Here is a 13,372-nt window from a genome sequence, read left to right on the forward strand (position 1 = left end):
TTATATCGGCAAACTAGAATTTTTTCTTAACTACTTGATCCAAATTATTCAGCATAATGCCTGTTCCTTTTACAACGCAGTGCATCGGATCCTCTGCAACCCATACCGGAACATGCAATTCATTGGACAACAGTTCATCCAGTCCGTTCAGCAATGCACCTCCACCAGTCAAAACGACACCACGGTCAATAATGTCCGCAGACAGTTCAGGTGGTGTGCGCTCCAGTACCGACTTGGCTGCAACGATAATGGATTGCACGGAATCCCATAGCGCTTCCTGCACTTCACTACCTGACACAGTAACTGTAACCGGCAGACCGGTTACCATATCACGGCCGCGAACATCCATCTCAGCTTGAAGACCCGCAGGGTTAACGGTACCAATTGCGATTTTGATATCTTCGGCTGTACGTTCTCCGATCATGAGTTTGTATTTTGCTTTAATAAACTTGATAATCGCTTCGTCGAACTTGTCCCCCGCAACTTTAATAGAAGAGGCGGTGACTACGTCGCCCATAGACAGGACTGCAACGTCAGTCGTTCCGCCGCCGATATCCACGACCATATTGCCGCTCGGTTGGAAAATATCCATACCTGCCCCGATCGCAGCCGCTTTCGGCTCTTCTTCCAGAAATACTTCTTTGGCACCGCTGCGCTCCGCTGCTTCGCGGATGGCCTTCTGCTCTACAGAAGTGATATTCGTTGGTGCACAGATCAAAATTCGCGGGTGGCTGTACCAGCTTCTTGCCCCTACACGACTAATGAAATGTCTAAGCATGGCTTCCGTAATTTCGAAGTCCGCAATAACGCCATCGCGCAGCGGTCTAATGGCAACAATGTTACCCGGCGTACGCCCCACCATACGACGCGCCTCTTCCCCGACAGCAAGGACCCGCTTCGTATCGCTTTCAATGGTCACGACGGAAGGTTCATTGAGAACAACTCCGCTTCCTTTCACGTGAATAAGCACGTTTGCCGTGCCAAGATCAATACCGATATCCTTGCTAAACATAAAAGAGCCCCCAAAGTGATATTATTTGGTCAGCGTATCCTGTGAAAAAGTGTCTCTTATCACGTCACCGCTCGTTCGACAAAGTGCAACATATATATGTAAAAATCGGGCTGATAAGATGTCATAATTCGATCCTGTACCAGCTTTTAACATATCATACTTCAGGGGAGGGATTCAATCCATGCTGTGAGCTTTTTGGCCTAGTTCTCAAAGAACTTGCTTATGATTTGGCGGAAGCCAGCACCTCACGTTTTTTTCCACTCGTTTTTTTGTACTTGATTTTGGTCGCTTCACCGCCCCGCAAATGACGGATCGACTTATGGTATTCCAAAATGTGTTTCACCTGGTCAGCAAGATCAGGGTTAATTTCCGGCAGACGCTCCGTCAGATCCTTATGCACAGTACTCTTTGACACGCCGAATTCTTTGGCAATGGTACGGACCGTATTTCTCGTCTCAACAATGCAGCGACCAATTTTGATGGTCCGTTCCTTGATGTAATCGTGCACGCTCCCGCCTCCCTACTGTGTGGATAGTTTGGTACATTATATGAGGAGCATGCCTATATATTCGCGGTTTAGAGGTGTGACAAGCTTCGAAGGTCCCATTATTTTCTGAAAAGCATAAAAAAAGCAGAGGTTATTCACCCCTGCCCATCATGTTAGTGCGGTAAAAATCATTTATTTTTCCGGAAGATATCCTTGCGGGTTTACAGGCTGACCATCTTCATAAACTTCAAAGTGAAGGTGATTTCCCAGGTTTTTTCCAAGCTCACTCACACCGGCAGATGCAATCGCATCTCCTTGCTTCACTTCATCGTCCTGTTTTACTTTGACGTCCGCAAGGCTTTGGTATACGGTTTTCAGGTTATCGCTGTGAGTAATCTCCACCACTTGACCTGTAAGCGGATTTTGCTCAACACGTGTAACTTTACCGCTGAGTGCTGCTTTGACTTCAAATGATTTGTTATCACCGCGTGCCAGATCGACACCCGTATTCGGAATAAATGTGTCATTGTACTGCACCATCGCTGCTTCATGCTCTTCACTTGAAGCCTCGTTGTCATAGAATGGTTTAACAACCGAGATCTCGGAAGGAGATGCTACTGGCCAAACAAAATTTTCCGACTTTGCAACAACTTCCACACTTTCCTGATCCCCACCTGTAACGGCTCCCTCGTTGCTCGCTGCGCCTGTTTCTACTGATTCTTTAGGAGAGTCCGGGTTCAGCGCTTTGCCGCCTGTTCCCTGATAGACCCACACTAGAGTTAGTATAATGCCTGCTGCTGCGATGTAGACTGCCGGGAAAACCCAACGTTTGGACATTGCTTTTCTCCATGAAGAGGGCTGAGCTGCCGGTACTCCTTGAGTTGTTTTAGGAGTTTCTTCTTGGATTGATTTTTTGTTGTTTTCATTCATCTTGATCACCTCAGTAACAAGTGTTACCGGGTGCAACTCTTTTATACACGCGCGACTCTAAAAATTTTCACGCAGCTTTCAAAGAATGCTATATATGTTTGAGATCAGTGTTCATCCGTGCACCGCTTCGGGGCCAGAAAACCTTTCGACCGCAGGTTACTACCAGATTTCTTCTATCTCCTTTTTCAAAGGTGAAATCCGGTAGTAAAGGCAAGTTTATGCTTCCGATGCAGCTTTTTTTTCAAAAAGCTTTCCGCTTCACTTCTACAGGTCTTTTCTGTCCCCTGAGCTCTCCGTATGCTCTCACTTTACTCATATATAGCCAAATCTTAAAAGCTCCGGAACGGGAGGTTGGTAGAGAACCACTCACTATACTCACTTCCCCTGCTTTGAGGCTAGCATCTTGGATGCCTGTCCGAAAGAGATTCCCGTATAATAATGTTTCAGAATCTCGGTAGCCGTGTGCCCCTCCTGCGCCATACCATTTGCTCCCCATTGACTCATACCCACTCCATGGCCATAACCATACGTTGTAATCTGCACTTCATCGCCTGTTGTTCTCCAGTTGAACTGACTGGATCTGAGTCCGAGACGTTTGCGGACTTCCGGCCCACTGAACGTTTCACCTGCAATCTGCATTTCTTTAATACGATGCCCCTTGGTCGTAGATAACACTTTGATCCAGGAACCGTTCTTATCTGCTGACACCGGAATTGCATCCAGGTTCATCTTCTGCAAAATTTCACTGCGCTTCATCGTAATTGTTTCTTCAAAACCTGGTGCAAGCTGTTTATCCCAGGGGCTAGCTACACTTTTCAAATAGGGAACAACATTGCCCCACACATCCTCTGCATTTTCCGTATATCCATTGCTGGTTGAGAAAAAGGATGCTGTGATCGCACGACCCTGATACGTCATAACTGCGTCACGACTTTTACGAACGGCCTGCTGAAGTTTTTCCCATTCCTTCGCTTTACCTAACCTTGTCCAATCCGCCTTGACCTGATCGGGTGGAATGAAGACCTGATGACTAATCGTATCCGTGACATCTGCTGTACCTGAAGGTACGCCACTTGTATCATTTGCAGCAAGTCTTCTCACGATAAATGTGCGAGCAGCTATCGCTTGTGCTTTTAACGCTTCTAACTCGAATTCAGCTGGCATCTCAGCAGCAACTACTCCCGTCACATATGTCTCAAGTGGTAATTCCAACGTTGTCCCGGTAGCAGACAAGTAAACACGCACCTTCGGCTCAGGATAGCTTACAGGCACAGCGGGTACAGGATTAGGAGACTGTAGACCGGTACCAGCGTTCACACCTGTAGAAGCAGGCGTAGATTTCACCTGTTCTCCTGCTCGCGGCCACACCAGGATGACCGGAATGCATATCGCCAGAACAAGCAGTGCTGATACCGCTACTGCGGGCTGCCAACGCCCTGGGTGGCGTCCCCAGCGGTGACGGTGACCGAATGCACGCATACGACGACGTTTGACCTTACGAAACGCATCCAACTCAATAAGCGGGATATTTATATGCTCTGTAGCTTCCTGTTTCAGTTCCTCCGTAGACAATCCCCCACGTTTAGCATGTGCCGTTTCTTGCTTGCTCCCCATTACGATTTGCACCTTCGCTATCTGTAACGGGGTACCTCTCTTCTTCTCAGGATTCAACCTGTCTTTCTCTGCATCCTGAATTAAATTCTCCTCTGATCCCTGCATTCCGGGCCGCGGGGCAAGAGGTACTTTTAGTTGTACACGAGCTTCTTTCATCCGTGATACCCCTCCGTTGTCGATGACCAGGTCATGGCTGGTTTTTTCTCAAATCCATAGTTTAAGATATGAGTTCACTCGATCTGATAGAACCGGATTTAAGAGAAACGCGAACCGTTGCTATTTAATGAGCACCTTTTCCTTTGTATGAGTAGATACCTGAAAGCATTGCTACTACGCGGTTTACACAGTGCATCCCGATCAATGGGTATGGAACACCCGCTCTTTCATATGGTCAAAATAGATATAAGCCTAGATGTTATGTTATACAAAGTTAGGATCAGGTATTAATAGAATCAGGTCCTTAACAGACCATCCTCATATATCGTTTGAACTTGTAAAAAGAACAAAAAAAGCCAAGCCCGGAGGCTCAGCTTCATCAAACGGATACGATACGTTTGATCTTGTTCCTGTATTCTCCACAGTAGGGTAGCTATACAGAAATAACGCTATGTGATATAAACGAGGGTTTACACCCAAGTTGGTTGTACTTTAAACATAGGAACTTCTTCCTCAACCTTTTCGCTAGGCGCCTTAACTGCATCCAGCTTAGGCTCTTCCACCGAAATTCGGTAGATATCTGCCCCGAGGCCATTTAACTTTTCTGCCAAATGTACATAACCACGGTCGATGTGATGTACACCACCTACCTCAGTTGTGCCTTCAGCGACCAAGCCAGCAATGATCAGAGCAGCCCCTGCACGCAGGTCTGTAGCTGTCACTTTAGCACCTTTCAGCTTAGCATTGCCTGTAATGATGGAGGATCTTCCTTCAACTTTGATTTCTGCGTTCATCAGTTGGAACTCATCAACATGCATAAAGCGGTTCTCAAAAACCGTTTCAGTCACAACGCTCGTTCCTTCGGATGCCAGCAACAAAGCCATCATTTGGGATTGCATATCTGTCGGGAATCCTGGGTATGGTAACGTTTTGACATCCACTGCTTTGAGTGGACGGTCTGCAATAACACGCACGCCATTCTCGTCAGGCTGTACTGTTACACCCATTTCTTCAAGTTTAGCAATAACGGAACCCAAGTGATCAGAGATCGCACCTTCAACGTATACGTCACCACCAGAGATTGCTGCGGCAGCCATATACGTTCCTGCTTCAATACGATCTGGAATTACCGTATGCTTAACACCAGACAGTTTCTCAACGCCTTCGATACGAATAACGCCCGTACCGGCTCCGCGAACCTTTGCACCCATCCCGTTCAGGAAGTTAGCCAGATCGACAATCTCAGGTTCTTTCGCCGCATTCTCCAGAACCGTAACACCTTCGGCCAAAGTTGCAGCCATCATAATATTTTGAGTGGCACCTACAGAAGCCACATCCAGATAAATTTTCGCCCCGCGCAACCGTCCTTGGCTACGTGCTTCGATATAACCTTGGCCCAAGCTAATCTCGGCTCCCATGGCTTCAAACCCTTTGAGATGCTGATCAATCGGTCGTGTACCGATGGCACATCCACCAGGCAATGAGATTCTTGTTTTACCCAAACGCGTCAGCAAAGGCCCCATGACCAGAAAAGACGCCCGCATTTTACTAACCCATTCATACGGGGCTTCACAGGAAGTAAGGTTCTCCGCATTTACGGTAATCACTTCGTCCCGGTATGTAACTCCCGCTCCTAGCGATTCCAACACTTTGTTAATCGTCATCACATCGTCTAGAGGAGGTGCGTCAATAATAACGCTTTGTCCTTCTTCCCCTAAGAGAGAGGCAGCGATGATCGGAAGAACAGAATTTTTAGCGCCGCTAACTTTGACACTTCCGGTCAACCTTTTGCCACCGCGGACGATAAATTTGCTCATCATGGTTCCCTCCGCGCTTTTATTCCCTTTTCCTCATTCCGGAATACGTAAGCCCCACTGTGATAGAAAGGACTGTTGCTGTGTGTGGAATTTCGACATATTCTGGCATGTAAGCACAGATGTCTGATCAGAAAAGAATTGGTTTGTATAATTCATATCGATGATACCATGTGTACTGTACATCCTGCTTTATGGCTTGAAAAGTCATTAAAAAGGCCATCTTAGCATCAGAACAGACCAATTGGGATGGTTTTTAGCCGGTAACTACCGGATATCCCCTTTATAACCTACATAATTAGTGAAAAATTGTGAATTCCCTAACTTCCATCATAACATTGTTGAATTGTTCGATACAAGCATTTTTTACATAAACAATTCAAATTTGGTCAGTCAAACGTTCACATTTCTTTCTTATATTTTGGCCGACAGCTCATACTCTAATTGTTAACACAATTAATCGATGTTATTCGACAATGAGCCGCTTGAAGAACCTAACAGATGATTAACCAACCATCTCAACATTAAAACAAATTTCTTAACATTTGAGTCCAGGACAAATAATCAATAACAAAGCCAGCAACGGCATGCCCTAGAATAATGGCCAGCAACAAATGTAACAGTCTCCCCTGAGGACCTTTTGGCTGTCTGATCACTAAATCCAATTTCAGATTTTGCAATGACCACCATGTAATCGCTATACATATAAGAGAAACGACAATTGAGATCAGGCTGTTTGTGCTCAATGTCTGGTTCACCTGATTCGCCAGATCATTACCCATATCTTCTTACCTCCACCTTGATTGTTGCAGCGATCGGCATATCATATGCCTAACCCCCATAACTTGTTAGTACACAGGAATGAGCGAAAACCAGAAAAACATCTCTGTTCTACTGTCAGGTCCCCCTCGAATTGACAAGATCTCTGATGCCTACCTGATCAAGCAACAACAATTCAACTCTGCAAGATGATGGACATCTAGCGCCCTACTTTCTGCATCTGCTGACTCTAAGGAATATAGGCTGTTTCACTATTACTTGTCAACTACATTGATTTCCACTTCAAAAAATATTTTAATTTTTATCCGCCAGTAATGGGTGACTAAAACGACATAAAATAGCGTTATAACGATATCGATTCTGTCATTTCCTCGGAAATAATTCTACTGAATCTCGTAAAATTAGTTCTATCAGGGTGATATGCCCATACTACTTAAGTCCTACATCTTATTCACCTGATCATTGAAATGTGAATCTAATTATTTGAAGCTATTCATACTATATAAAGAGAAAACTCTCTAACGTTCAAATCCATAAATAGCGTAGTGGCAATTCATCATCGTATTCCACTTTTTTTATTTCTATCATTATTTCTTCATAAAAGAGTAAAAGAACCCGGCAGACAATGCCGCCGGGCTCCATAAGTTACTTTATTTGCCGAATACGTTGATCCGGTTAACCGCTTTTTGCAAAGCAATCTCTGCACGACGGTGATCAAAGTGATCCTGGTTGCTTTGGCTGGCAAGCCGGCGTTCTGCCCGCTCTTTGGCCGCACGCGCACGATCCACATCGATGCTTTCCGGGAATTCGGCACTCTCTGCGAGTACAACAACCTTATCTTTGCGGACTTCGATAAAGCCGCCGCCGATGGCGACTTGCTTATTCTCTTTTCCGTTTTTGATCGTGATCGGTGCAATCTGTAAAGGTGTGACCATCGGGATATGACCAGGGAGAATCCCCAGTTCCCCTTCAATACCGCGAGCGATGACGCTATCCACTTGCTGTGAATAGACGAGACGCTCAGGCGTTACGATCTCCAACAAAAAGGTGCTCAATTCCATCCCTCCTGAAACTATCCGAAGGATAGCTCGCTTCATAAGGACAATCCTGGACTCAGATTATACCAGTGTTTTAGCTTTCTCCACTGCCTCTTCAATCGTACCCACGAAGAGGAATGCTGCTTCCGGCAGATCGTCATGCTTGCCTTCGAGAATCTCTTTAAAGCTGCGCACTGTTTCTTTAACCGGAACGTATTTACCCGGAATACCGTTAAATGCTTCAGCAACGTGGAAAGGCTGGGACAAGAAACGTTGAATTTTACGCGCACGATATACGAGCGCTCTGTCTTCTTCGCTGAGCTCGTCCATACCCAGGATTGCGATGATATCTTGAAGTTCGTTATAACGTGCCAAGATACGTTTAACGCCTTGTGCGACACTATAGTGCTCTTCGCCAACAACTTCAGGAGACAAGATCCGGGAGCTGGATGCGAGTGGATCTACGGCTGGGTAGATACCCATCTCGGAGATTTTACGCTCCAGGTTTGTTGTTGCATCCAAGTGAGCAAACGTTGTTGCAGGAGCCGGGTCAGTATAGTCATCCGCAGGTACGTAGATCGCCTGGATGGATGTAACCGATCCTTTTTTCGTTGAAGTGATACGCTCTTGCAATTGACCCATTTCTGTTGCAAGCGTAGGCTGGTAACCTACCGCGGATGGCATACGTCCAAGCAAGGCAGATACTTCTGAACCCGCTTGGGTGAAACGGAAGATGTTATCGATAAAGAGCAACACGTCACGGCCTTCTTCATCACGGAAATATTCCGCCATGGTCAAACCTGTGAGGGCTACACGAAGACGTGCGCCTGGTGGCTCGTTCATTTGTCCGAAGACCATTGCTGTTTTGTTGATAACGCCGGAATCACTCATCTCGTGATACAAGTCATTACCTTCACGGGTACGCTCACCAACACCGGCAAATACGGAGATACCGCCGTGTTCTTGCGCAATGTTGTTGATCAATTCCTGAATGGTTACCGTTTTACCTACACCGGCACCACCAAACAGACCGATTTTACCACCTTTTGCGTAAGGAGCCAGCAAGTCGATAACTTTGATACCTGTTTCAAGCATTTCCGCTTGGGTAGTCAATTCATCGAATGCAGGAGCAGAGCGGTGAATCGGGTTTTTATGTTCAGATACAACTGTACCGCCAGTATCAATCGCTTCGCCGAGTACGTTAAATACACGGCCCAGTGTCGCTTCACCGACAGGTACAGAGATTGGAGCTCCAGTATCTACGGCTTCCATGCCACGTACGAGACCGTCCGTGGAGGACATCGCGATACAACGTACACGGTTGTCACCCAGATGTTTCGAAGCTTCGAGTGTAAGATTTACACTCACACCGCTCTCGTTTACTGTAGTGATCGTAATGGCATTGAGGATTTCCGGCAGACCGCCGCGATCAAACTCGACGTCAACAACCGGACCCATGATGCTCACAACGCGTCCTTTGTTCATCTTAACGTTCCCCTCCTACAAGCCTGCTACTTTGGCAAAAATAAAATTCCGTTCGTTCATTTTTGCAGTGCAAGCCTTCATTAAATAAAAAACGGTTAGCCTTGTGCTGCGTTGGCACCTGCCACAATTTCCGTAATCTCCTGCGTAATCGCTGCTTGACGGGCACGGTTATAAGTCAATGACAGATCATTAATGAGTTTCGATGCATTTTTGGTTGCATTACCCATTGCTGTCATCTTCGCACCCAGTTCACTCGCTTTACCATTCAACAGTGCACCGTAGATCAATGTTTCCGCATAACGCGGAAGCAAAACTTCCAGCACAGCCTCAGCTGACGGTTCATACTCGTAGCTCGCAGTCGGTCCATCCGCAGGAGTTAACTCAGGTGTTTCCATAGGGAGAAGTTTCTCCATTGTCGGAATCTGGGTCAACGCATTTACAAAGCGGTTATAACAAATGTACAATTCATCAAAATCAGCCAGTTCAAATCCATGAACTGCCTCATGAGCGATGGATTTGATATCTGCGAATGAAGGTGAGTCCGACAGATCTGTAGTTGTGGAAGCCATAGCTATTTCGCGTCTTCTGAAATAGTCACGCCCTTTACGACCAATAACGAATAATTCGTACTCGTCCTGGGAGTTGTGACGCTCTTTCAGAGTCTGACTCACCTGACGCAGAACGTTCGCATTGTATCCACCTGCAAGACCCCGATCTGACGTAATGATCAGATACGCTGTCTTTTTGACCGGACGGCTTTCCAGCATTGGGTGCTGGATACCTTGGGTACTGGAGGCAATACTCGCCACAACTTCTTTCAACTTCTCTGAATAAGGACGTGCGGCCTCTGCTTTTTCCTGCGCTTTACGCAGTTTTGCAGCTGCAACCATCTCCATTGCTTTGGTGATCTGCTTTGTGCTTTGTACGCTTTTAATTTGCCGCTTAATTTCGCGCATGCCTTTTGCCATGATTTCACCACCTTAAAGTTTTGACATAGTCAAAACTACTTCGTAAGCATATTCCTGCTTTGACTGAGTCAAAGTTTTGCATGCAGACATGCGGAATCGGTTAGACAACTCCGCAGCTACAATCATCTATTTAGACAGAGACTGCGAAGCTCTTTCTGAACTTCTCGATTGCACCTTTGAGTGCATTTTCATTGTCTACTGTCAATTCTTTCGTTTCACGAATCGATCCCAGAATTTCCGGGTGGTTGCTCTCCATGAACGCAAGGAACTCATGCTCAAAACGAGTAACATCACCTGTTGGAATCTCATCAAGGAATCCTTTAACTGCAGTGTACAAGCTGACAACCTGTTGTTCTACAGGCAACGGCTGGTTAACACCTTGCTTCAGAATTTCCATCATACGTGCACCACGATTCAGACGAGCCTGAGTCGCTTTATCCAGATCGGAACCGAACTGGGAGAACGCTTGAAGCTCACGATATTGAGCGAGGTCAAGACGCAGGGAACCTGCAACCTTTTTCATCGCTTTGATCTGAGCAGAACCACCGACACGGGATACAGAGATACCAACGTTGATCGCCGGACGTTGTCCAGCATTGAACAAGTCAGCTTCCAAGAAGATCTGTCCATCCGTGATGGAGATTACGTTCGTTGGAATATAAGCAGATACATCGGAAGCTTGTGTTTCAATGAACGGCAGTGCGGTTAAAGAACCACCACCCAGTTCATCGTTCAGCTTCGCAGCACGCTCCAGCAAACGGGAGTGCAGGTAGAAGACGTCACCCGGATAAGCCTCACGGCCCGGTGGACGACGGAGCAACAAGGACAACTCACGATAAGCAGAAGCTTGTTTAGTCAAGTCATCATAGATGACCAGGACGTGCTCGCCTTTATACATGAAATACTCACCCATCGAACAACCGGAGTACGGTGCGATGTACAAGAGTGGTGATGGATCGGAAGCTGCTGCTGTTACAACAATGGTGTACTCCATTGCGCCTTTACGACGAAGAGTTTCCACAACTTGTGCAACCGTAGACTGCTTCTGACCAATAGCCACATAGATACACTTCATGCCGCTACCTTTTTGGTTCAGGATCGCATCAATGGCAATCGATGTTTTTCCTGTTTGACGGTCACCGATGATCAACTCACGTTGTCCGCGACCGATTGGTACCATTGCATCGATGGCTTTAATTCCTGTTTGCATCGGCTCATGAACGGATTTACGATCCATTACGCCTGGTGCTTTACCTTCAACCGGACGGAATTCCGTTGTAGCGATTGGTCCTTTGCCATCCACTGGAATACCAAGCGGGTTCACGACACGTCCAATCAATGCTTCGCCTACAGGCACCTGCATGATTTGACCAGTCCGTTTCACTTGGTCGCCCTCACGAATATCATAGTAAGGTCCCAGGATAACGACACCGACATTGCTTTCTTCTACGTTCATGGCGAGACCCATTACACCGCTTGGGAACTCAACCAACTCGTTGGACATGACATTCTCGAGTCCGTATACACGGGCGATCCCGTCACCAACCTCAATAACTGTACCAACTTCGACTACATCGATATCAGTCTTATATTGTTCAATCTGACTCTTAATTAATGTACTGATTTCTTCTGGTTTGATACTCAAGTGTCCTCACCCCAATCTACTGTACTCGTCTGTTAAAAGACTGCTCAAGACGTTCGAGCTTGCCAGCCAAGCTGCCGTCATAGATCGTATCGCCAATGGCGACTTTCAATCCGCCCAGCAGTGCAGGATCAACAATGTTCTCGATACGGATCTTTTTATTCACACGGCCACCGAACTCACGGGCTACCGCTTCTTTCTCTTCTTCCTTCAATGCATAGGTCGAGTATACGCGAGCATCGGCGATTCCAAGGGAATCCCCTTCAATTCTCACATAATCATCCAACAGGTCTTGCAACAATTCCACGCGGCCACGCTCAATCAGAAGCAAAACCGTGCGAAGGACAGGTTCGGACACTTTGCCATCAAGGCTTGCATGAAGCACATTTCGCTTGGCTTCATCAGAGATGTTTGGAGAAACAATAAATTTGATAATCTCTTGATCTCCGGTTAATCCACTGACAACGGCACGCAGTTCCTGTTCAACTTCAAGCACTTGCTGCTGCTGAAGAGCAACTTCGAACAATGCTTTTGCATAACGCTTGGCAACAATCGTATCGCGGCTCATTGTCGGCCCCCTACCTCATTGAGGTATTGGTTCACAAGTTCCTCTTGTGCTGGACCGTTCTCAACTTCTTTTTTGATCAATCTGGAAGCAATCTGAACGGAAGCAGTACCCAGTTCGCTGCGAAGAGCGGCAACCGCTTTGTTCTTCTCGCTCTCAATTTCACGTACAGCATCGTCTTTGAGACGAGTTGCTTCAGCTTTGGCATCAGCCAGAATGGATTCAGCCTGCTTGCCACCCGTTTGTCTGGATTGTTCAATAATGTCGTGAGCTTCTTTGCGCGCTTGTTCCAGAGCCTGTTTTTGCTCCTCCACATAAGCAATCGCCTGTTCCCGAGTCTGAGCAGCCTCATTCATCTGGCTCATTACGAGTTCACGACGCTTTTCCATGATGGAGAACAACGGACCGAAAGCATAACGGCTAAGCAGCCAGTATAAAACCAAAAATGCGATAATCGCAAGAAGCGTATTTTCCCATAAGAAACTCAATCTGTTCACTCCTTCCTGGAGGTATCCTAAACCGTTATCCCTTACAGGATAAGTTCCTAGCTAAAAAGAAGGCGCGGAGGGCTACAGCCTTCCCCGCCGTACTGTGTTATGTCTTAAGCAGCACCGTAGAACATGAATGCGAGTACCACACCGATGATCGGCAATACCTCGATCAAACCTACCCCGATGAACATTGTTGTTTGCAGTGTGGATTTCGCTTCTGGTTGACGCGCGATCCCTTCCACTGTTTTGCTGATTACCATACCGTTACCGATACCTGCGCCGAAAGCGCCCAATCCTGCAACAATTGCTGCTGCGATTAATGCCATTGCTCCCATTTGTATATCCTCCTTAAAATTATAAATCAATTTTATTGTTCAGCCTGATGGAGAGA

At 46.6% G+C, this 13,372-nt stretch carries 13 protein-coding genes; all 13 read right to left on the reverse strand.

What is annotated here, in order from left to right:
- Window positions 1-13: 13 nt before the first annotated feature.
- On the reverse strand, window positions 14-1,012 hold the full coding sequence (mbl, locus tag H7T88_RS26365; protein WP_090922887.1) for a cell shape-determining protein Mbl: 999 nt from the start codon (window positions 1,010-1,012) through the stop codon (window positions 14-16).
- Window positions 1,013-1,232: 220 nt separating this feature from the next.
- Window positions 1,233-1,520: a sporulation transcriptional regulator SpoIIID gene (gene spoIIID, locus H7T88_RS26370; RefSeq protein ID WP_024632710.1), complete on the reverse strand. Its 288-nt coding sequence runs from the start codon at window positions 1,518-1,520 to the stop codon at window positions 1,233-1,235.
- Window positions 1,521-1,691: 171 nt separating this feature from the next.
- Window positions 1,692-2,429, reverse strand: a complete 738-nt coding sequence (spoIIQ, locus tag H7T88_RS26375) for a stage II sporulation protein SpoIIQ (RefSeq protein ID WP_090922885.1) — start codon at window positions 2,427-2,429, stop codon at window positions 1,692-1,694.
- A gap of 375 nt (window positions 2,430-2,804) precedes the next feature.
- On the reverse strand, window positions 2,805-4,199 hold the full coding sequence (gene spoIID / locus H7T88_RS26380) for a stage II sporulation protein D (RefSeq protein ID WP_221791288.1): 1,395 nt from the start codon (window positions 4,197-4,199) through the stop codon (window positions 2,805-2,807).
- A 470-nt stretch (window positions 4,200-4,669) separates the two neighbouring features.
- Window positions 4,670-6,016 carry a UDP-N-acetylglucosamine 1-carboxyvinyltransferase gene (gene murA / locus H7T88_RS26385; RefSeq protein WP_090922882.1) on the reverse strand — a complete coding sequence of 449 codons (1,347 nt, stop codon included), beginning with the start codon at window positions 6,014-6,016 and terminating at the stop codon, window positions 4,670-4,672.
- 521 nt (window positions 6,017-6,537) lie between these two features.
- Complete coding sequence (locus H7T88_RS26390) at window positions 6,538-6,795, reverse strand: DUF1146 family protein (protein WP_090922880.1); 258 nt, start codon at window positions 6,793-6,795, stop codon at window positions 6,538-6,540.
- 648 nt (window positions 6,796-7,443) lie between these two features.
- Window positions 7,444-7,848, reverse strand: coding sequence for a F0F1 ATP synthase subunit epsilon (locus H7T88_RS26395; protein ID WP_090922878.1), 405 nt, complete (start codon window positions 7,846-7,848; stop codon window positions 7,444-7,446).
- 63 nt (window positions 7,849-7,911) lie between these two features.
- Complete coding sequence (gene atpD, locus H7T88_RS26400; protein WP_090922876.1) at window positions 7,912-9,315, reverse strand: F0F1 ATP synthase subunit beta; 1,404 nt, start codon at window positions 9,313-9,315, stop codon at window positions 7,912-7,914.
- Between the two features lie 95 nt (window positions 9,316-9,410).
- Window positions 9,411-10,283, reverse strand: a complete 873-nt coding sequence (atpG, locus tag H7T88_RS26405; RefSeq protein ID WP_090922874.1) for an ATP synthase F1 subunit gamma — start codon at window positions 10,281-10,283, stop codon at window positions 9,411-9,413.
- Between the two features lie 130 nt (window positions 10,284-10,413).
- On the reverse strand, window positions 10,414-11,928 hold the full coding sequence (gene atpA / locus H7T88_RS26410) for a F0F1 ATP synthase subunit alpha (RefSeq protein WP_221791290.1): 1,515 nt from the start codon (window positions 11,926-11,928) through the stop codon (window positions 10,414-10,416).
- 16 nt (window positions 11,929-11,944) lie between these two features.
- Complete coding sequence (locus H7T88_RS26415; RefSeq protein WP_090922870.1) at window positions 11,945-12,493, reverse strand: F0F1 ATP synthase subunit delta; 549 nt, start codon at window positions 12,491-12,493, stop codon at window positions 11,945-11,947.
- Window positions 12,490-12,978, reverse strand: coding sequence for a F0F1 ATP synthase subunit B (atpF, locus tag H7T88_RS26420; protein ID WP_090922868.1), 489 nt, complete (start codon window positions 12,976-12,978; stop codon window positions 12,490-12,492). Before atpF ends, H7T88_RS26415 begins: the two co-directional genes overlap by 4 nt.
- Window positions 12,979-13,091: 113 nt before the next feature.
- Window positions 13,092-13,316 (reverse strand): F0F1 ATP synthase subunit C, encoded by a 225-nt coding sequence (atpE, locus tag H7T88_RS26425; RefSeq protein WP_090922866.1) that lies wholly within the window; start codon window positions 13,314-13,316, stop codon window positions 13,092-13,094.
- Between the last annotated feature and the right edge of the window lie 56 nt (window positions 13,317-13,372).

Source organism: Paenibacillus cucumis (ex Kampfer et al. 2016), from assembly GCF_019748695.1.
GTDB classification, from domain to species: domain Bacteria; phylum Bacillota; class Bacilli; order Paenibacillales; family Paenibacillaceae; genus Paenibacillus; species Paenibacillus polysaccharolyticus.